This window comes from Verrucosispora sp. FIM060022, assembly GCF_003977705.1.
Lineage (GTDB): Bacteria > Actinomycetota > Actinomycetes > Mycobacteriales > Micromonosporaceae > Micromonospora > Micromonospora gifhornensis.
The window spans coordinates 1-21043 of the sequence record NZ_RQIV01000017.1; the positions used below are offsets into that span (position 1 = coordinate 1).

At 72.4% G+C, this 21043-nt stretch carries 10 protein-coding genes and 2 pseudogenes; 3 read left to right on the forward strand and 9 right to left on the reverse strand.

Features of this window, described 5'->3' with window-relative positions; genetic code table 11:
• Positions 1-597 precede the first annotated feature (597 nt).
• The gene (locus EG812_RS27615) at positions 598-849 is read right to left on the reverse strand and encodes an SCO4848 family membrane protein (protein ID WP_126713315.1); all 252 of its coding nucleotides are present in this window, start codon (positions 847-849) and stop codon (positions 598-600) included.
• Positions 850-918: 69 nt separating this feature from the next.
• On the opposite strand from EG812_RS27615, the gene EG812_RS27620 reads away from it, so the two are divergent.
• Complete coding sequence (locus tag EG812_RS27620; protein ID WP_126713316.1) at positions 919-1458, forward strand: hypothetical protein; 540 nt, start codon at positions 919-921, stop codon at positions 1456-1458.
• Between the two features lie 69 nt (positions 1459-1527).
• Here the strand turns inward: EG812_RS27620 and EG812_RS27625 are convergent, their stop codons facing one another.
• Genes EG812_RS27625 through EG812_RS30165 form a run of 3 tightly spaced genes read right to left on the reverse strand, consistent with a single transcriptional unit; the run spans position 1528 to position 7421 of the window.
• Positions 1528-2343, reverse strand: a complete 816-nt coding sequence (locus EG812_RS27625) for a DUF6406 domain-containing protein (protein WP_126713317.1) — start codon at positions 2341-2343, stop codon at positions 1528-1530.
• Positions 2344-2388: 45 nt separating this feature from the next.
• Positions 2389-3231, reverse strand: coding sequence for a DUF6406 domain-containing protein (locus EG812_RS27630; RefSeq protein WP_233579671.1), 843 nt, complete (start codon positions 3229-3231; stop codon positions 2389-2391).
• A 32-nt stretch (positions 3232-3263) separates the two neighbouring features.
• Positions 3264-7421 (reverse strand): C2 family cysteine protease, encoded by a 4158-nt coding sequence (locus EG812_RS30165; RefSeq protein WP_353505312.1) that lies wholly within the window; start codon positions 7419-7421, stop codon positions 3264-3266.
• Positions 7422-8402: 981 nt separating this feature from the next.
• Between EG812_RS30165 and EG812_RS30170 the strand changes: the two genes are divergently transcribed.
• Complete coding sequence (locus tag EG812_RS30170; protein WP_353505313.1) at positions 8403-8798, forward strand: leucine-rich repeat domain-containing protein; 396 nt, start codon at positions 8403-8405, stop codon at positions 8796-8798.
• A 2955-nt stretch (positions 8799-11753) separates the two neighbouring features.
• On the opposite strand, the pseudogene EG812_RS30175 reads toward EG812_RS30170, so the two are convergent.
• The 5 genes and pseudogenes from EG812_RS30175 to EG812_RS27690 all read right to left on the reverse strand — a co-directional run.
• Positions 11754-13433, reverse strand: a pseudogene (locus EG812_RS30175) (toxin glutamine deamidase domain-containing protein); the annotation flags it as partial.
• Positions 13434-13465: 32 nt separating this feature from the next.
• Positions 13466-13768, reverse strand: a complete 303-nt coding sequence (locus EG812_RS30180) for a hypothetical protein (RefSeq protein ID WP_126713342.1) — start codon at positions 13766-13768, stop codon at positions 13466-13468.
• 1153 nt (positions 13769-14921) lie between these two features.
• Positions 14922-18851 (reverse strand): annotated as a pseudogene (locus tag EG812_RS30185) (YwqJ-related putative deaminase); the annotation flags it as partial.
• A 45-nt stretch (positions 18852-18896) separates the two neighbouring features.
• On the reverse strand, positions 18897-19235 hold the full coding sequence (locus tag EG812_RS27685; protein ID WP_013736412.1) for a hypothetical protein: 339 nt from the start codon (positions 19233-19235) through the stop codon (positions 18897-18899).
• On the reverse strand, positions 19232-19624 hold the full coding sequence (locus tag EG812_RS27690; RefSeq protein ID WP_013736413.1) for a YbaB/EbfC family nucleoid-associated protein: 393 nt from the start codon (positions 19622-19624) through the stop codon (positions 19232-19234). Before EG812_RS27690 ends, EG812_RS27685 begins: the two co-directional genes overlap by 4 nt.
• A gap of 121 nt (positions 19625-19745) precedes the next feature.
• On the opposite strand from EG812_RS27690, the gene mycP reads away from it, so the two are divergent.
• Positions 19746-21038 carry a type VII secretion-associated serine protease mycosin gene (gene mycP / locus EG812_RS27695; RefSeq protein WP_126713318.1) on the forward strand — a complete coding sequence of 431 codons (1293 nt, stop codon included), beginning with the start codon at positions 19746-19748 and terminating at the stop codon, positions 21036-21038.
• Positions 21039-21043 lie beyond the last annotated feature (5 nt).

Consider the following 21043-nt stretch of genomic DNA (forward strand, 5'->3'; position numbering starts at 1 on the left):
AAGCACCCTGTTGAGTTCTCAAAGAACAACCACACACCATCAAGCAACCCACCAGGGCCACCATCCGGGGCATCCGTTCCACTCTCACACCCGCCGCTCTCGCGCCGGGCACTTTTACTACGTTACCTCACCGTCTGGCCCGTGTCAACCGGTGTGTCCCGGTCCGTCACGCTTCATGCGGTTCGGCACCCGCGATCCGGCGCAGCGGAGATCCGCTTCGCCAGTTCATCGGATTTGGCAGGCCGGCCGCTGCGGTCTCCCGCAAGCTCGCCCGGTGCCCTGCCGGTCGTGAACCTTACCCGGTCGGTTCCGCTCCGCCAAATCCGCCTCGCGACGAACCAGACGAGCACCACCCGGACCGAGCTCACCGAGAAGATCCTCCGCAAGCCCGGTGCCATCGTCGGAGCGGAGTCACCGGGTCTTTCGCCCCGTTTCGCCCGTTCCGCGCTGGCAGAGAGAAACCTACGCGGCGGGCGGATTGATCGTCAAATCGATCGGGAACGGTCCCCTCAGGGTCTCCGGAGCGGGGTCGCGGGGCTGGGGGCGCGGGACGTAGGACGCTGCGCAGTCGCCGTACCTTCCAGACATCGAACCGGCTCAGGGCGTACGACGGCGTGCTGCTCGCCAGGCGCGGACGCCGAGCAGTCCGACGGTCGTGCCGATGGCCAGCGAGGCACCGATCAGCAAGGCGTGCACCCAGAGGAAGCCGGTGGCCGGCCAGTCCCCGACCTCGCCGCTGGTCCAGGACCTGGGGTCGTTCCAGATGGCCAGCGCGAAGCGGGGCCAGATCACCCAGGTCCAGACCCCGACCCCGGTGAGGAAGATCGCCCAGCTCCGCGACAACACCATGGTCGGCGAGTATGCCAGCGGCACCACCGGGGGCGGTGCCGAAGCTCTTGCATCGGTACGGTTGAGCGCATGAATCCGCCGCTCAGCCGTACCAGCGCGGAGGCGCACCTCTACATGGACCTGCACCCCTGTTCGTGCGGGTCGACCCGCTTCCCCCGGCACAGTGCCGTCGTCGCGTTGGCCGACGGTGACCTGGCCAGCCGTTACACCGGTACCTGCGAAGGCTGCGGCGCGGAACGGGAGTTCGTCTTCCGGCTACCGGCCACACCGGGAAGCACGAGCGGCGGGTTCCGCTACGGCGGCAACGAACCGTCTCAGCTGCTCGACCCCGGAGAATGGCTCCTGGTCGCCGACGCGTACGCCGGATCGGTGCCGGCCGAATCCGCCGGTGAGGCCGGCCAGCGGGCCCGCGCCGCGCTCACCCGGGCCGTCGCCGCGCTGGACGAGGTGGGCAAGTTCGCCCCGGAGGGCGGCGGCGAAATTCCCGCGAGCGCCTTCGTCAGCGACCGGGGGCGGCAGTTGCACCAGCGCGAGCCGGGCCGGTTCCGGCGCGAGCGACTCGCTGCGGTTCGCGGCAGCTACGCCGAACTGCTCGCACGGCTCGGCTGAGCGCTTCGGCGCCGGCCCGGCCGAGCCGGTCGGGGCGTAGGACTCTGCGCGTAATCACCCGGCTACCGGTCAGTACCGCCCGCCGTCCCGGTCGATGTCGGTGCCGAACGGGGCAAGCTGGGCTGGCGGGAGATGGGCGACATCGAGCGGTGCCAGCCGGCCGACGAGGTCGGGCATGGACCCGGCCACCGGTCGCAGCTTGCGCTCCCGGGCCGCTGAGATGGGACCGACCATGTCCTGCTCGGGCAGGAAGTAGACCGTGCTGTCGTACGGCTGTGCGGTCGAGACCAGCAGCAGACCGCCGGACGGCCTCGCAATGACCAGCCACTCCGGTGACAACCACGGATCGCGGTGTACGCGCTGCGCCGGCACCAGGTCGGTGGGCGGATGCTGCGGGTGCACCCCGAACAGCGGACGCTCCGGCATCAGGGTGAACGTGACGCCCGGAACGTGGTGGTCCACCTCGGGCTGCGCCCCGTTGTTCCGGCGCAGCCAGTCGCGGTAGTCGGGCGGAAGCGGCTGCCCGAGGGCCGCCTCGACAGCCTGGAGTTGCGCCTCGTCGAGTTGACCGTACGGGCTGAGTCTCGCCCGCTCCCACGGTCGGCCGATGGCTGGCGCCTCGCTGCCGTCCACCCGGCGGACGGTGACCTCCCACTCATCCAGGCTGGACATGACGAGATCGGCGAAGCGCCAGGTCTCCTCCCCGACAGGAAACGTCTCGCCGAGCGTGACCTCGTGGGCGGAGTCCTCGCCGGAGGAGGGCATGACGATGATCTCGGCGCGTACGGGCGGCCCGACGTCGACCCAGCGCACCCCGAGCCGAGCCGGTCCCAGGATCGCCGTGGCGTTGTTCGCGATGGTGGCGACATCAGTGAACGAGCGCAACGCTTGTCTCCCGGTTCTCCCGGCTGGGCGCGACGGCGGACCTGGTCAGAACGGCCTGTCCTGGTAGTTGCGGGGGTCGGTGAAGGTGCCGGGCGGCAACATCTGGACCGGCGGCTGGTCGTCCAGCTCCTTCGGGGTCAACCGTCCGAGGAACTCGCCCATCGACCAGGCAACCGCGCGCAGCTTCTGCTCCCGTACGGCTGAGCCGGCCGGGCCGGGCGGACCCAGCAGATCCATTTCGTGCACGAAATAGATCTTTGGGATGTCCGTCAGTGCGGGGACCACCAGCAGCCCACCGAACGGATTCGCGATCACCAACCAGTCGCGCGACAGCCACGGATCCCGATGTACGCGTTGCGCGTGCACCAGGTCGAAGGGCGGGTACTGGGGGTGCACCCCGAACAGCGGACGCTCGGGCAGCAGCGAGAACGGTTTACCGGGAATATGGTGCTCGACCTCGGGTTGCGCGCCATTGTTCCGGCGTAGCCAGTTGCCGTAGTCCGCCGGGAGCGGGTGCCCCAGAGCCGCCTCCACCGACTGGACCTGCGCCTCGTCGAGCTCGCCGTACGGGCGCAACCGTGCCGGCTTCCAGAGGTGACCGGTGGGCGGCTCCATCACCTCGTCCTCGTCGACCCGACGGATCGTGATCTGCCACGCGTCTTCGCTGGTCATGTCGAGATCCGCGAAGCGCCAGGTCTCCTCGCCCACCGGGAAGGTCTCGCCGAGCCTCACCTCGTACCGTGAGACGTCTCCATCCCACTCCGGCATGACCACGATCTCGGCACGCACTGGTGGCCCGACGTCAACCCAGCGCGCCCCGAGGCGGGCCGGGCCGATGTCGGTGGGGATGTTGTTACGGATGGCGGTTTTCGCGGTGAAGGATCGCAACGGCTGTCCCCCTGTCCCTGCGGCCGGCATCTTCAGCCGTCGATCATTTCGTGCAACGCGGACTCCTCCGGCAGCCTAAACCCGAGCACCTCACGGGCGATCCGCTCGGCCTCCCCCCGACCGACGGGCACCGACCCGCCGATGCCCGGCTCTCCGCTTGTCGTCCAGCGGGCCTCACGCTGGCCGTTTCCGGATGACAGCAGGACGCTCAAGCCGATCACGGTACCGCTGCCGTCGAGCAGCGCGAGGTAGCTGATGTCGGCCCGCTCGTCTTCCAGGTCGGTACGGCCGAGGGTGTGCCGGCGCGGCCTGTCGCTCGCGGCCCTGGCCGCCGGCTCCGCCGACCGGGGTACCGGGACCGACGGCGTCAGCGGCATCGCCGGCGGGACCGGCGCGGTCGGCGGGGTCGGCGGGACATCCGGGCTCGTCACCGAGACGGTCTGCGAGGCGCTGCTCGTGCCACCCATGTCCAGGTGGGCGTGGTGCGGCGACATCAGGTTCAGGAAGTCCCGCACCGGCATTGGCGCGGGATGCTCACTCCCCCACGGGTTGCGCAGTTGCACCAGGCCGTTGGTCACGGACACCACCTCGTAGGCGTGCTCGGCGTAGAGCCCGAACGGCAGGTTGGTGAGTCCCGGTGGGTAGCTCTTCTGAGGCAAGCTGCCGACGATCACCGGGCTTCCAGCGGCCAGGAGGGCGGCAAGTCGAGCAGCGACGGCGGCTTCCTGCCCTGGCCTAATGTCGAAGCGCGACGTCCGGCTCGGTGCACCCGTCAGCTGGGTCATCAGCTCGGCTTGGAAATCACTCGTGCTGCCGACATGCAGCCGGGCATAGCCGAGCGGAGCCGCCCGATGCGGGTCGTCCTTGGAGTGCCAGGCGGTCCAGTCCTGCTGCCAGGCGACGCGACGCTGCATGCTCCACGTCCGGTCGACCGCCGCCAGCGCCTTCTCCAGCACCGACGCCCATCCCGAACCGTTCCGCGACCGGTCCGCGTAGGCGGACTTGCCGGGAGGGTCGGTCCGCAGCGGCACGTCCGGCCGTACGGTGATCCGGAGTTGCCGTCCGGTGGGAGTCGACGTACCGCCGTGCAGCATGCTCTCGTGCAGCAGCACGTCGACAGTGCCGTCCGGGTTCGGCTGGAAGAGTTGGGCCAGCGCATCCGGGCGGTGACCGGCGACAGCGGCCATGGTGGCGAGCATTCCGCAGTCGCCGAGCGCGCCTTGGCGCACCTGCTCCCGCTGCGGCGGGCCGTCGAAGAGTGGTGCCGGTTGCCCGGTCCGCAGATCCAGTGCCTGGCCGTATCCGACCGGAGAGTTCGGGTCGGGGTCGGGCAGGGTGACCCGGTCGGCGACCACGGCCACCTCGCGGCCATTGACCGTCGGTTCGACCTCGATCTCGACATCGACGATGGTGCTGGGGTCGGGGGGAAGCATCGCCCGCAGCGCGTCGGTGAGCGCGTTCGGCACCAGCGCCATCAGCCGCGCGTCGGTCACGTAGTGGAAGCCGTGGGTGCTGAGCACCGCCATCGCGGCGGGGTTGGACCCGTACGCGGCACGGAAGGCGGCGGCGACCCGGCTGCGGTCCTCGGCCAGCAGTGACCTGCGACCGCTCTCGGTGGTCAGGTCGAACGCGGGCGCCGACACGTCGAGTGGGAACTCGGGGGCGCCGTCGAGGGTGTAGGGGCGCAGGTCGAAGCGGCCGGTCAGGTCGACGTAGACGCCTTCGGCGGCGAGCCGGTCGGCCAGCTGCGGATCGGTCTGCCGGATCGCGTCCAGCGCGGCCGATGGCAGCGCGACGACCTGCCCGGCCAGGGCCGGCATCCGGGGCAGCGAGGACTGGCTCCGCTCCCCGTGCACGGCCAACTCGCGCAGCTTGTTGGTGATCTCGGCGGCCGAGGGCGGCTGGAGGTCGGGTGCCAGCCGGGCGCGGTAGTCGATCGCCCGGAACCGCTCGACCCGGTTCGGGTCCGGGTTGGCGGCGAGCACCCCGGCCACCGCCTCCGGCGTGATCTTCGGCACGCTCAGCCGGATGACGTGGTGCCACGCGTCGGCGGGGAGCAGCGCGAGGCGGGCGGGTGCGTCCGGCGTACCCCAGTGCAGGCCGAGCTGGTCGACAAGCGCGTCGATCTCGCGGCGCAGGACCAGCCGGGCGCTCGGGTCGGCATTCGGGTACCCGGCGGCCAGCACGCGTAGCTCGGCCAGCCGGCCGCGGTCGCGGGCGGTGAGGCCGGCCGGGTCGATGGGCGTTTCCGGGGTGCCCTGGTCGAAGAGTCCGACCTGAGCCTGGCCGCTCTCGTGTCGGGCCAGCAGCTCGGCGAACTCGTGGGCCACCGCGCGATCCACCACGGCGTCGACGGCCCGGTCGGAGACGGTGAGGGTGAAGGTGCCGTCGAGGTTGCGGGTCGTCTGCGCCACCGTCGTGCCGGTGAGCGCGCCGGTGGTGACCTGGACCCGCAGCGGCGCCAGGCCGCCCGCCCGGACCTCGAAGACGTCCGGCTCGACGGCGGTTATCTGGTCCGCGCCGATCGTGTCGGCCAGGGTGGGCAGCACCAGTCGCGCCCGGTCGAGCACTGCCGTCGGGTCGGCGGCCGGGCGGCCCTGCCCGTGGAAGTCGGAATCCGGCAGCGCCGCCACGCTGCTCTGCGCCACCTCGACGTGCCCGTACCAGGGACTCATCAGGTCCAGGAAGGCACGTACCGGCATCGGCGTGGGGTGGCTGGCGTTCCACGGGTTACGCAGCTGCACCTCACCGTTCGCCACCGACACGACCTCGTACGCGTGGCCGGGGATGAGTCCGTACGGCGGTTTGCCGGGGTACTGGGCGGCCGGCAGGGTTCCGGTGATCACCGGGCTGCCGGCGGAGAGCAGGGTGGCCAACCGGGCTTCCGCCTCGGCCTCCCGGCCGGGCGTCGGATCGAGTCGACTGACGCTGCTGGGCAGGCCGGTGAGTTGGGTGAGCAGTTCCGCCTGCACCAGTCGGCTGCTGCCGTTGCCGAGGCGGGCGTAGCCGAGCGGGGCGGCCTGATGCGGGTCGGCACCGGGTCGGACGCTCCACTGCTGCTGCCACTGGTCGTGGCGCTGCTCGGTCCAGGTGCGGTCGACCGCCGCGATCGCCTTCTCCAGCAGCGACGCCCAGGAACTGCCGACCGTCGACTGGTCGGCGTAGGCGCTGCGACCGTTCGAGTTGGCGTGCAACGGCACGTCCGGCCAGACGGTGACCCGCAGTTGGCGTCCGGTCGGGGTGACCGACTGCCCCGGACCGCTCGCCTCGTGCAGCAGCACGTCGACCGAGCCGTCTGGGTTGGGGTGGAACATCTGCGCGATGGTGTCCGGCAGGTGGCCGGCGACCGCCCCGATCACGGCGATCATGCCGCAGTCACCGAGCGCGCCCTGCTGCACGTCCTCGCGCCGGGGCGGACCGTCGAACAGCGGTGCCGGCTGTCCCGTCCGGGCGTCCAGCGCCGGCCCGTACGCCGGGGCGGGCGTGGTCGGTGAATCCGGCGGCAGGGTCACCCGGTCGGCCACGACCTGGGTGTCGCCGGACGGCCCCTGCGTCGACGCGCTCTCCGCCGAGGTGGCCGGGGTCGGCGGTACGGGGGTGATGCCGCGCAGCACGTCGGTCAGGACGTCCGGCACCAGCCCCATCCAGCGGGCGGTGCCCTGGTAGTGGAAGTCATGGTCGGCGAGCAGGGTCGCGGCCTGACCGCCACGCAGGGCACGCAGTGCCGCCCGGGACCGCTGCCGGTCCTCGTGCAGTTGGGCCTGCCGCCCGGCTTCGGTGCTCAGGTCGTACGCCGGCCGGGCCGCACCGAGGTCGATCGCCGGCACGTCCGCCATGTACGGGCGCAGGTCGTAGCGGCCGGTCAGGTCGACGTAGACGCCTTCGCGGGCGAGCCGGTCGGCGAGTTGCGGGTCCACCGCGCGGACCCGGTCGAGCTGTGCCGGCGGGATGCCGATGATCTGCCCTGCGAAGGCGGGCATCCGCGGCATGCCGGACTGGGTGTGTTCCGCCTCGGCGGCCAGTTCCCGCAGCCGGGCGGTCAGTTCCGGCGACTGCGGCACCTGGAAGTCGGGGGCCAGCCGGGACCGGTAGTCGATCAGCCGGACCCGCTCGCCCTCGGTGAGGGTGGGTGCCCCGGCGAGCACCGCCGACACCGCTTCCGGGGTGAGGGCGGGGACGCTGAGCTGCATCAGGTGGGCCAGCACGTCGCGCGGGAGCAGCGCCCACCGGGCCCGGACGCCCTGGTCGCCCACGCGGAGGCCGAGGTGGTCGGCGAGGGCGTCGATCTCGGCGCGTACGGCCAGCCGGCCCGGGGCGTCGGTGGTGGCGTACCCGGCGGCGAGCAGCCGGATCTCGGCGAGCCGACCCCGGTCGTGGGCGGTGAGCCCGGACGCGTCGATCGGGCCGCGTACGTTGCCCGGGTCCAGCGGGCCGACAAGCGCCCGGCCGGCCTCGTTCAGCGCCACCAGCTCGGCCACCTCGTGCGCTAGGGCCCGTACGACCGCCTGGTCCACGGCCCGCTCCGACACGGTGACAGTGAAGGTCCCGTCGGGGTTGCGGACCGACTGGGCCACCACGCCGTCGGCCAACGGCCCCGCGGTGAGCCGCACGGTCAGCGGGTGCTGCCCGGCCGGACGGATCTCGAACCGGTCCGGGCCGACCGGCACCACCGCGTCGACCTGCGCGTACGGCGCCACCTGCGGCAGCGCGACCCGCGCGGCGTCCAGGACCGCGCCCGGGTCGGCGTCCGGTCGACCCAGGCCGTGGAAGGTCGAGCCGGGCACGGCACTGGCGGTGAGCGAGCCGGTCGTCGATACGCTGCCGTCATGGCCACGCCCGCCGAGCTGTACGCCGCCATCCTGGCCGACCCCGACGACCTCGACCTGCGCCGGCGCTACGCCGACGCCATCGAGGCCACCGACCCCGACCACGCCGCGGTGATCCGCATCGACCTGGCGGGCACCCGGCCCGACCGGGCCGCCGCCCTGCGGTACCGAAGAGTCGTCCCGCGGCTCGCCGCGCCGGTCGCCGACCTGCTCGTCGACTGGAAGGTCCGCAACGGACTCGTCGAGCTGGTCACGATGACCGCCCGCACCTTCGTCGAGCACGGTGCCGAGGTCTTCGCCCACCTTCCCGTCCGCCACCTGACCCTTGTCGACGCGGCCGGGCTGATGCCGGACGTCGCCGGTGTCGCCGCTCTGGGACGTCTGGTCGCCCTCGACCTGAGTGACAACCCGATCGGTGACGACGGCGTCGCCGCGCTGGCCGGCTCCCCGCACCTGGGTCGGTTGCGGTGGCTGGGCCTGGCCAACTGTGGCGTCGGGCCGGCCGGCGCCGAGGCCCTCGCCGCCAGCCGCAAGCTGCCCGCCCTGCGTTACGTCGAGCTGTGGGGCAACCCCGTCGAGGTCGTCGCCAAGGGCGTCGGGCAGGACATCGACGGCAGGCCCGTCGCTGTCGAGATGCCGCCGCTCGGCCGGGAACTCAACGACCGGTACGGTCCGCTGCCCTGGCTCGACATCCAGTGGGGTTGGCGACTGCTCGGTGTCGCCCGCTGGGACGAGGTCTGACGGCCCACCTGAGGTGTCCGGGCCCGTGCCGCCAGTCGGCTGCCCGCCGGGTGGCACGGGCGGGGCGCCCAGGTTCGCTTCGGCGATCCGCTGGGCGTGGAACCGGATGCTGGGCGGAATGCCCCGCGAATCGTCCGGCAACGCGGCGGCCTGGTCCACGATCGTCTGCCGCAGCGCCGGGCCGACCTTGGCCAACAGCGGACCGGCCACGCTGGCCCCACCGAGGACCCGCAGCTGGCCGCTGGTGCCCCGCAGACCCAACACGTCGGCCGGGCCGTCGTGTGCGGTGGCCGGGCCGTGCAGCGGCGACAGGTCCACCTCGGACAGCAGGTCGGCGACGCCCCCCGGATATTCGGGTGCCTGCCCGATCGAGAAGACCACCCGGTCGTACGCCTGCCGGCTGCCGTCGGTGAACTCCACCAGGAACCCGCCGTCGACCGTGTGCCGCAGACTGACGATCTCCCGCAGCGACTGCTCCACCTGGCCGCGTACGGATTCGGCATAGGCACCGACCTCCGGCAGGGTGTTGCGCCGGTTGTAGCCACCGCCGAAGCTGAACCGCAGCTGCGCCTCGGCGTCGTGTCCGGGATCGCCGGTCAGCTGGTCGGGTGGCGGCGGCACGGCCCGGGCCGACCAGTCGACGCTGCTGGCCTGGGAGGCCACCGCCTGCTCGATGTCCCACGCGCCGGAGGCACCCGCGCCGAAGACGAGCACCCGGTCACCGGGGCGGTACGCGTCGGCCAGGTTCTGCCCGCCGAAGTCGACGACGGGCGCGGCCGGGCGGGGATCACCGAACGAGCCGTCCGGCGCGTGGCCGAGCCGGGCGCGTACCTCGTCGGAGAGGGTGTCGGGGTCGACCGGCGCGCCGTCGGGGTCGAAGACCTGCCCGGTCGTGGGGTCCACGGCGTAGCCGGAGGTCGGATCGACCACCAGGGGATCCGTCGGCCGTCCGTCGAAGTCGGCCAGCAGCGGTGCGTGGGAGACGCCGGCACCGAGGACGGTTCGTACCGTCGCCGGGAGGGTGTCCGGATCCACCACGGTGCCGTCGGGGGCGCGGAACACCGGGGTCGGCCCGGACCGGTCGACCCGGTAGCCGGTCGTCGGGTCGACGTACCGGCCGCCTGCGGTGGCCGGCGCGTTCGGCACCCGGGACGGTCCGGGCCCGGACGCGACATCGACGGAGGCGGTGAAGAACTGTCGCCCACCCACGGTCACCCGGAAGTTCGCGCCGTCCGGCCAGCCCTCGGCGTCGGCCGGGCGGGGCGTGATCGCGGTCGCCGTGCCCTGGTAGGTCGGCATTCCGCTGAGCGCCCGCGCCGCGCCCACCGCGTCGGCGAAGACGTCGGACGGCGTGAACTGGGTGCCCGCCTCGGCCAGGTCGGCCGGCTGGAACGGCATCCCGGGAAGCTCCAGCTCCGACGGGATCTGGCCCATCAGCAGGGCCTGTCGCTCCGCCCAGGGGTCGTGGCCCTGCGACACGCAGAGCACCGGCGGCAGGCCGATGCCGGTGTCGGCGGCGCCGCCCATGGTGACGAAGTCGGCGGTGGCGGCCCAACCGCCACCGATCACCAGCCGGCCGAAGACGTGCTCGGGCGCGATGTCCAGGGTGGCGTCGACCCTGGTGGTCAGGGCGAGGTCGGCGGCGTTGCGCAACGCGGTGGCCTGCTGCGCCCAGGTACGGGCCTCGGCGCGGATCGCCGACCGGGCGGCCCGCAGGTCCGCGACGAGTTGCTGCCCGGTCGCCTGGCCGATCAGGTTCTCGATCGCCGGGGCCGCTGGGCCCAGGTGGCTGCGGATCAGATCGAGTCGGGCCTGCGCCGCCTCCGGTCCGACCACCGGGACGTTGGCACCGAGCCCGTGCACGGCATGCGACGGGTCCTGTTCCAGCAGGCCGGAGGCGACGAGCAGGCTCAACGCCTCGGCCTGCAACTGGCCGGCGCGGGCCGGGTCGGTGGTCGCGGTGCTGTCGGCGAGGACGACCCGCAGTTCGGCGAGGCGGCCGATGTCCCGCGCGGTGAGGACGCGGGTGCCGTCGTACTCGGGTCGGGCCCCCTCGGCGAGCGCGGTGGTGGCGTCGGTACGCAGGTCGACGGCGCGTTCCTGGGCGACCGTGTCCACCTCGGCGAGCATCGCGGCGACGGCCCGCCGGACGTGGTCCGGATGTGCGCCGGTGGACACCTGCACCACGGCACCGTCGGCGGTGTACCCGACGGTGGCGACCGGCACGGCCGGTACGCCCGCCGGCGGGTCGGCCAGCACGATCCGTACCTGGTAGGGGCCGTCGGCCGTGTCCAGGGTGACGGTGGCGGCGGCCGGGTCCACGTTCGCCTGCTCGGGCAGCGGGCCGGCGGTCAGCGCTTCCTGCACGGCCTGCGCGGTCCGGGCCGGATCGGTGTCGAGCAGCGCACCGCCGAAGGTCGTACCGGCGGCGGCCTGCCGCAGGTCGGGCCCGTCGGCAGGGGTCGGGTCGGAGTCGGCGCCCGGCGGTGCGGGCGGTCCGTTGTGGTCGGCGGCGTCGGTCCGGCCGTCCGCGGTGGTGGAGTCGGCGTCGGTCAGGCCGTCCGGGTCGGTCAGGCCCTCGGTTCCGGTTGGGGCCAGACCTGCCGACCCTTGATCCGACCCTCGCGTCGCGCCTGGGTGTACTCCTCCATGATCCGCCTCGGGGGCAGGCTGGAGTGAGCCGTGATCACTCCCGTCCGGTCGATGATGTAGCTGCCCTGCCCCACTGCCATCCCCGCGGACCGTTCCTGTTCCGAGAGCCTCTCCCGGGCCAGCCAGCCGAACTCGAACTCCCGAAGCACTATCGGATTCCCGGTCCCCAGCAACTGGCTGATCAGCGTCAACGCCTCGTCCTCGGTCAACTCGCCCCTCTCCGTCAGGCACCATCATCGCCCAGAGGGCATGGGTGTCCCGCACCTCGCCGGCCGGCATGTCCACCGACGCCGTGCCCGTCTGGGGATCCCACCACACTGGCGCGTCGGCGTCGGCCGGGAAGACGATCACGAAGGCATGCGAGCCGTCGACCTCCGGTTGACCGTTGTCGTCGAGGACGACGTCGCCGGCGTCGTCGAGGAGCAACCAGTCGGCGACCACGAGCGCCGACGCCCCCGGCCCGGCGTCGGCCACCTGCTGGTAGAGGTCGGCGTACTGGGCGGCCACCGCCTCGGTACGGGCCGACAGGTCGGTGGGCAGACCGTCCGGGCCGCCGATCCACTGCCCACCGATCCACGCCTCGGCCCGCTCCAGGCCGCCGCGCTCGCCCGAGAGCCGGTCGATCGAGCCGTCGGGGAGGCGATCCGGCCACCGTGGACGCGACACCTGCGGGTCACCGTGGAAGCTGGCCAGCGCCGACAGCGAACTGTCCAGGCAGTTGTTGCCCCGGCCCGGCTGATCCGGCCCACCGTCGTTGACCAGCCCTCCGTACGGGTGGGTGGACGGGTCGGCGAAGACGGCGTACCCGTGTGGGGTGGCCAGGCTGGCGGCCAGGTCGTCGTGGAAGCGGGTGTCCTCCAGCGGCGCCAGTTCGCCGGGCCCGAACCGCCGGCTCTCCTCGAGCGACGGCGCGGTCGCGGTCAGTCGGTCGGTGTCACCGTCGGCCAGACCTGACGACCCGTCATCCGGCCCGCCCGGCGCGCCTGGGTGTACTCCATGATCAGCAGCGGCACCGGCAGACTCATCTGCGCTGTGATCACCCCGCTCCGGTCGATGATGTAGCTCCCGTGGCCCAGTTGCCGACCCTCCGCCCGTTCCTGCGGAGACAGTTGTTCCTTCGCCAGCCAACCGAACTCGAACGGATGCAGCTCGATCTCGTTCGGCGTACCCAGTAGGCGCTTGATCAGCGTCAGCGCCTCTTCCTCCGTCATCGGGAATCCCTTCCACCGCGGGCGTCATCGACCACAGCGCGTACGTCTGCGCCACGTACGCGGTCGGGGGTTGTGGCCAGGTCATCCCCCGCTGTGGATCCCACCAGACCGGCCCCTCGGCACCCTGCGGATATACCAGGACCAGGGCGTGTGAATCCTCGACCTGAACGTTGCCGTTGTCGAGGAGGAGGTCTCCGGTGCGGCGATCCCGCTTGACCCATTCGGCCACGACCAAGGCCGCTGAGCCGGGGCCGGCCTCGGCGATGTGCTGATGCAGTCGGGCGTACTGTGCGCTGACCGCCGCAGCGCGCTCAGCGGGCGTGGTGGGAAGTCCGGCCGGGCCGCCGGCCCAGGTGCCGCCGAGCCAGGACTCTGCCCGGTCGAGACCACTCGCCTCACCCGTGACGGTGTCGATCGAGCCGTCCGGTCGCACGTCCGACCAGCGGGGGAGGGACACCTGCGGGTCGCCGTAGAAGCTGGACAACGCCGAGAGTGAGCAGTCCAGGCAGTTGTTGCCGCGGCCGGGCCGATCCGGTCCGCCATCGTTGATCAGTCCACCGTACGGGTTGGTGGACGGGTCGGCGAAGAGAGCGTGGCCTTGCGGCGTTCGCAGGGCCTGCTCGACGTCCCAGTGGAAGCTCGGATCCTCCAGCGGCGCGAGCTCACCCGGCCCGATCCGTCTCGTCTGTGACAACCCGCGATCGGTACCGAGCGACACCGCAGGCCGACCTGCGTCGGTGGCGCCGGCGGTCGCGTCGCTCCCCGGAGGCACCGGCGGGGTCTCGGACGCGACAGGGGTGGTGCTCAGGTCGCCTGGCGGCAGATCTCCGTCAGTTCGTCCTCCGTCGGCAGCGGCACCGTCGTGAAGTGCGCCGTCTGGCGTTCCGCCGTCGCCCGGTCGACCCGTTCGATCTCGTGGCGCTCCGGATTCGCCCACAGGATCGCCGCCGCCACGTCCGGACGGAACGTCCACGCGCCCGTCGGACGATCCCAGATCACCGCCTGGGTCGGCCCCGAACTCTCCGCCTCCGCGATCAGGTTGACCGGCGGGCCCGTCGGGTCGTCCGGTCTCCGCAGGAGGAAGTAGCCGAACGTCAGCGCCGTCATGCGGGCCCCCCATCAGGTCAGGATCCAGACCGGGCAGGTCGGACGCCGTCAATCCTCGCGCGGCGAGCACGTCGGCGAACGTCTGGCCCTGCTGCCCGAGCCAGTCGAGGTACGACTGACGGATACTCTCCTGCCGGGCCGAGGACATCCACTTCGCGAAGCTTGTGTTCTTCGGGGTGTCGAACCGCGCGGAGTCCATCCCGCCCGGCATGTGTGCCGCGATGCCGTTCGCCTTGTTGATCGTGAGGATGTCGAGGAAGGCGTGCACCCGGGCGCTGGGTGTCTGCGCCGGGTCACGCATCACCTCGTACGGCAGGTGGGTCTGCTTGCCGATCGCGTAGCTGGTCGCGGTCGGGAACTGCAACTCGAAGGTGCGCCCGGTCGGCGAGGTCAGCGTGCAGTTCAATCCGAAGAACCGGTTACCCGGGTGCCAGAAGTTCTTCAGGTCGGTGACCTGGTAGCCCTGTGCCTCCAACGACGACAGGACCGCGTCCACCGCCGGCCCGTACGCCTCGGTCTCCGGCCCCTGCACCGAGAACCGCACCACGTCGTTGACGGTGTCCAGCGCGGAACCGAGGTCGTAGCCGAGCGGCTCCAGCTCGGTGCGGAACTTGCGGGCCAGCGACTCGGCGCCCTTGACGCGATGCTGCTCGCCGAGCGTGCTCAGCGCGTCCGCCCCGGTCAGCCCGAGCCGGGCGTTCACCTCGGCGTTCACACCGTGCAGGTCGGCCAGGATCTGGTCGGCGTCGCGCTGCGCGTCGGCGAGCGCCTCGTGCAGGGTCGCCTGATCCGGCTCCGCGAGGCCGTCCAGGTAAGGGCTCGCCGCCGGGTCGCCCTCGGGCGTCGCGGCGTCGGCGTCGCTCAGCCCGTCGGATCCGGTACCGGCCAGACCTGCCGGGCTTCCTCCCTGCTCATCGACATGGCCGGGCTGCACCTCCATCGGCGAGCCCGGCATGTCGGGCCTGCTGGGGTCGGGGGTGGTGGCGGAAGTGTCGTCGGGTGCTGTCGAGTCCGGTGGGGCTGGTGGCCGGATGTCGGTGTCCGTCGCTGCGGGGCGGTGCGGGTCACCCTCGGCGTCGAGGACGATGGACCAGACGTTGCCGGGATCGCCGTGCACCGGGTCGGTGTCGGAGATCAGCTGGTTCTGGGCGTCGAGCCAGATGATGGTGCCGTCGTGGTTTACCGCGTTCCAGGTGTGTGCGCCGTTGCCGTCCGGACGGGTGGTGATGATCAGGGCCGCCGAGCCGGGGCCGGCCGCACGCAGCGCGTCGGCGACGGCGTCCAGGCCGGCGGTGCCGGTGCCCTGGTGGGCGAATTCCGTGCGTAGTGCCTGCTCCTGCCGTGCCGTGCTGCCCGCCTCCACCTCGGCCGAGGTGGCGGTCGGGGCGGCCACCTCCGGCCGACCGAACCAGGTGGCCAGGACGGAGAGCCCGACGTCGGCACAGTTGTTGTCGCGGCCAGGGACGGTCGGACCGCCGTCGTTGACCAGGCCCGCCCACGATCCGACGCGCGGATCCGGGTGCACAAGCGGTCGACCGGTCGTCGCATCGCGCGGCACGGCCGCGTCGAGCGCCTGCTGGTCGGCCTGTTCCGGGGGGACCAGACCGTTGGGGTCGCCGTACGGTCGGTTGTCGCTCAGCGGAGGACCGTTGCCCACCACACCGGGGACCGGCGGCTGGTAGGTCCGGGCGTCCCGCTCCGGGTCCACGATCGGCTCGATGGCGAACTGCGGCAGGAAGTGTGCGCACGAGCGGCAGGGCGGCCGGTGGTGCCCCAGGTTGTAGACGATGTCGTTCTGCTGAGCCGGTTTGACCTGGTGAGTGAGGATCTTGGCACCGTTGAAGGCGTCCAGCGCGTACTGCTCGAAGGAGCCCGGCTCACCGGCCTCGCGCCACTGCGTTTCGAGCCGGTAGAGCTGATCCGAGACCAGGGCCACCTCGGCACACTTGCCGTGCCCGCTGCCGGTCCCGTCCGGCAGTGCCGCCTTCGTGCGATCCAGTGCGGCCTGCGCGAGCGGGTGCACGGACGGCTGGGTCGGCGGCTTGGTGCCCTTGTCCACGGTCATGCTGGTGTGCGTGGTGATGCCACCGTCGGGCATCAGCAGGGCACCGGACGTGCCGGGCTGCTTGGCCCGGGAGATCGTGCCGTCCTTCACCGCCCGCCGGGCGGCCTCGGCGAGGGTCCGGGACGCCTCGATCAGAGCCTGCTCCGCGTCCGGGCCGGTGGGGTCGCCGTCCACAGCAGTGGGGGCCAACTGCCAACTGTGGGTGCCGTTGCCGGTCGGCCCCTCGGACCGCCGGAGGGTGTCCGGGTTCACCGGACCCCGGCCGGTGTCCGGCGCGGTCGGGCCACCAGCCTGGAGCGTCCCCGTGCTGCCCGGCACCGCGACGACGACCGGCCCGCCGGTGGCCAACTGGTCGGCCTGGTCCGCCCGGCGCGCCGCAGGATCCGTGGCACCGTCCGGGGAGGCGGGCGTAACCGTCGGGTCGGTGGTCGCGGCGGTGGTCGCCGAATCGGTGCCTGCCGTCTCGGCCGGTGCCGTCGGCCGCACCGCCGGACCGGTGTCGGGCTGGGTCATCGGGGCGGCGCTGGGTGGCGGGGTCAGCGAAACCGATCCCGCCGAGTTTGGGGCCGTGGTGTTGGCCGGTGCCCTCGGGGTCGGCTGCGTACCGGTGTTGCCGGTGGCGGGCGTGGTCGACGTGGGCGTGGTCGACGTGGGCGAGGTCGACGTTGTGGGCGTGGTCGACGTGCCGGCGGTCGGCGTACCGGGTGCGGAGGTCGGGGTGGTGGGCGCGGGGGCCGTCGGGGTGGTGGGCGCGGGGGCCGTCGGGGTGGTGGGCGCGGGGGCCGTCGGGGTGGTGGGCGCGGGGGCCGTCGGGGTGGCGGCTGGGGTGGTCGCGGACGGCACGGCGGTGGTCTGCGCCGGGTTCAGCGTGGTGGCGGGGGTGACGTTGCCCGGGGTGGGTCCCGCCACCGGGCTCGCGGGTGGTGCACCCGGCACCACAGCGGGAGCGATCTCCGCGGCCAGGGGATCAACCCCGGAGACGGCCGGGCCACCGGGACCATCGACGCTCGCGCCGACACCGGAGTCCGGAACCGGACCAACACCGACGGTACGACCGGCACCAGCCGAGGCGTCGACCGGAACGCTCCGGGCACCGTCGCCCGAGGCATCGACCGGCACAGTTCGGGCATTCCCCGCCGAAGTGTCTACCGGAGCGCTCTGAACCCGATCGCCCGTGCCGTCGACAGTCGCGCTCTGAGCCCGGTCACCCGTGGTGTCGACAGAATTCGGTGCCTGGTCGCCCGTGGTGTCGGCAGCGGAACCCGGTGCCCGGTCGCCTGGGCTGTCGACAGGGGAACTCTGTGCCCGGTCGCCGGTGGTGTCGGTGGCCGTGTCCGGGGCCCCGGCGGCGGGCTGGTCGGTTGGCGGTCCGCTGTCGGCGCGCTCCGCCGGGCCGGCCTGCTCGGTCGAGTCGGAGGTGGCGCGGTCGGCGGGTGTGTCCGCGACCGGTGTCGTGGGGTCGCCCGGGGTGCTGTCCCGGTTGGTGTCCCCGGTGGGCTCGGCAGTCGCCGGGGTGCCGTCGGTGGGCACCCGGCCGCCGGTGGTGGCCGCGTCGTCGCGTCCAGCCGTGCCGGACTCGTCACCGCGCGACACGACATCTGTGGAGGTCGGGTCGCTGGCACCGCTGGCCAGGTCCACACCCTCGGTCGTGGTGGCGGGACCGCTGGTCGAAGTGGCCCCGTCTACCGGTGCGACGACGGTCGGGTCGACCGACGGCGCGAGGCTGATGGAACCCGCCCCGCTCTGCGGTACGGTGCCGCCGCTGTCCTGGACCGTACCGGTGTCGGTATCGCTGCTGCCGCGGCCGGAAGTGCCGGAGGAGCCCCCATCCGTGCTGGTGTTGCCGAGGTTGCCGAGGTCCACGTTGCCGATGCCGGGGGACGGGTTGAGGCCCGCGCCCAGGCCGGCACCGGGGGTGGTGGTCCCACTCAGCCGGTCGAGACCAAGGTTGGTGACCTTGGCACCCAGGTTTCCGGTGGCACCACCGGCGAGGGTCGCGCCGGTGCGGCCGGCACCGCTGGCGAACCCGCCGAGGAAGGCGTCCGCGCCGGGGAGCACGAGCTGCTGGTTGACGCTGGCGTTGGCGAGCACGCTCGCGGCCGGTGAGATGAGCGCGTTCTGGGCACCCGAGGCGATGCTGGTGCTGCCCCAGCGCACCAGTCCGCTGCCCGGGAAGGACAACCGGGACGGGCTGAACGAGACAGGCATCTTGGGCGCCACCCGCCGGCCGGCCCAGTTCATGCCGGAACCGAGCACGGCGCCGTACGCGCCACCCACGCCCGCGGTGAGCGTCCGGTTGCCGTCCCACTGCCGCCGCTCGCCGCTGCGCATCTGGTACGCCTGAGCGCCGACGTCGATGATCAGCTCTTCGCCGATCTCCTCCATCAGCTCCAGACCGAGCCGGTTGAGGCCCTGCCGGAAGCCCTGACTGGTGACGATCTGCCCGACCCGACCGCCGGCGGTCCGCAGCGCCGCCTGAAGTCCCGCCCGGGTGAGCAACTGCCGCCCCAGCTGAGCGATGAGCCGCCGGAAGGCGACCGTGACCGCCTGCCGACCGGCCGCCAGGATGCCCGGGATCGCACCGGCCGAGACACCGCCCAGCCAGGCCATCAGCAACGCGACGAAGACCGCGATGACGGTGATGATGACGGCGATCAGCACCGTCAGCTTGGCGTACTCGATCTCCAGGGCCGCCTGGTCGCAGCCGGACGCGTACGCGGCGGCGATCTCCTGGATCAGCGGCAGGCCGGTGTTCGGGTCGACGCCGACCTGGTTCCACAGCGCACCGAACGCCTCGCCGGCCCCGCCGCCCCAGCTCTGCAGGATCTTCATGACCGCCGGGTCGGCCTCGGTCAGTACCTCGCCGACCAGGTCGGCCAGGGACTGCCAGGCATCGGCCAGCTCGCGCATCCGGTCCTCGTCGCCGCTGGGCCACGCCTCACCGGCGCTGACCCAGCAGATGGCGTCCCAGACCCAGCCGTACTCGCCCAGCGAGTGCTTGGGATTGGGTACCGCCACCGGCGCGCGCCCCTCTATCCGATCTCGACCGTCAGCTGCCGGCGGTTACTTGCCTTCGCCCCCGAACAGCGTCTTGACCATGTCGTCGACGTCGACGGTGCCCTCCACAGCACCCTTCACCGTCGGGCCCATCTGCTCGACCACGGGCACCACGCCCGCGGCCAGGTCGAGCACCTTCTGCGCCGGCTGCTCGCCACCGAGGTAGTCCTTGTTGAACGCCTGGCCCGGCTCGTCGTCGCCCCAGGGGTGGCCACCGTTGAGCGTGTTGATCGTGCCGGCCAGGCCCTTCCAGCGGGCGGCCAGCCGGGCACCGGCGGCGCTGAGGGTGCTGGCCCCTTCCAGGGCGGCATCCGGCTTGACGAACGTTTCGCGGAGCTCGGTCATCGCTTGTCCTCCCCGGGCAGGTCACTGTCCAACTGACGGAAGATGCCGTCGAGGTCGTGGTCGATGTAGGCCTGGAACTGGCTGTCCGGCACGTACGGCCGCATGAGCCGCTCGACGTCGGCCATCGCCTTCGCAGTGGCGCGGTGAATGGTCTCGGTGACCGTGGCGGACAGCTCCTTGGAGTTCGGTCGGCGATAGATGCGCGAATCGAACTCGACCTTCGTCACCTGACCGCGCGGCCCGACGGTGACCGTGACCAGACCGTCCTCGGAGGTGACGGTCGCCTGCACGGCCTTGAGCTGCTGCTGGAGGTCACCGACCCCGGAACGCATCCGCTCGAACTGAGCCATCAGCTCGTCGGCGCGGGCACGCAGCGCCTGCACGTCCATGGCGGTGTCCCTCCCCCGTTCGCGCCCATGACGACTCGACCATACTGAATGCGCGCCCCGTCAGGGGATGGGCAAGGGGTCGTTAGGATTCACCGGCACCGGCGCACCGGAGGTGAGCAGCATGGCCCGCGGCCGTCCTATCACGACATTCGCCCTGGTGGGGGCGCTGCTGACCACGACGCTGACGCCTCCCGCGCCGGCGCACGCCGCCCCGGAGATCTGTCAGAATCCCAGCGATCCCGGCGAGGTCAACACCGAGACGCCCTGGCACCAGCGGTGGCTCGCGCCGCAGCGGGTGTGGCCGTTCAGCACCGGTGCCGGGGTACGGGTCGCGGTGATCGACTCCGGTACCGACAGCAGCCATCCGCAGTTGACGGGCCGGGTCGACAGCGGATTCGACGCGCTGCGTAATGCACCCGGCGGTGACGTGGACTGCGTCTCGCACGGTACGGCGGTCGCCAGCATCATCGTCGCCGCCCGGCAGGAGGGGGTCGGCTTCCACGGCCTGGCGCCGGATGCCACGATCGTGCCGATCCGGGTCAGCGAACGCAACGCCAACGAGAGCACGGACACCGCCGGGGCCACCGTCGGCGGCGCGGTCTTCGCGCAGGCCATCATGCGCGCGGTCGAGGACGGCGCCGACGTGATCAACATGTCGGTGACGCTCTACCGCCCCGACCCGGACGTGCAGCGGGCCATCCGGTACGCGGTGGACAACGACGTCGTGCTGGTCGCCGCCGCCGGCAACCGGCATCAGGACGGTGCCCGACCCGACCCGGTGCCCTACCCCGCGAGCTACGACGGGGTCATCGGAGTGGGCGCCGTCGACCAGAACGGCGCCCGGATCCGGCAGTCCCAGATCGGACCGTACGTGGACATCGTCGCGCCGGGTGGGGCGGTGGTCGCCGCGACCAGGCTGACCGGGCACGCCGCCTACGACGGCACCAGCTTCGCCACCCCGATGGTCAGCGCGACGGCTGCCCTGATCCGCGCCGCCGAGCCGAACCTGTCGGCGAAGGAGGTGACGCGGCGGATCCTGGCCACCGCCGACCCGGCCCGGGGCGACGCGGCACGCGGCTACGGCAGCGGAGTGGTCAACCCGTACCGGGCGGTCACCGAACGGTTGACAAGCGCGAAGCCGGTGGCACAGCCGCCCCTGCCCGAGGTGCCCCTGGACGCGGCGGCACAGGCCCGCGAGCAACGTTGGGCGCTGTTCGGCCGGCTGGCCCTCTGGATCGGTCTGGGCCTGGCCACTGTCGCGGTCGGCGTAGCGGTGCTGGCGGCGCTGCTGCCGCGCGGGCGGCGTACCCGGTGGCGGCCCACCCGGCCCGCCGCGTCACCGGACGACCGGCCGGAGATCGACGAGCCGGAGGAGGTCTTCTTCCGGGTGCCTACCTCGACCTCACGGGAATGACCGCG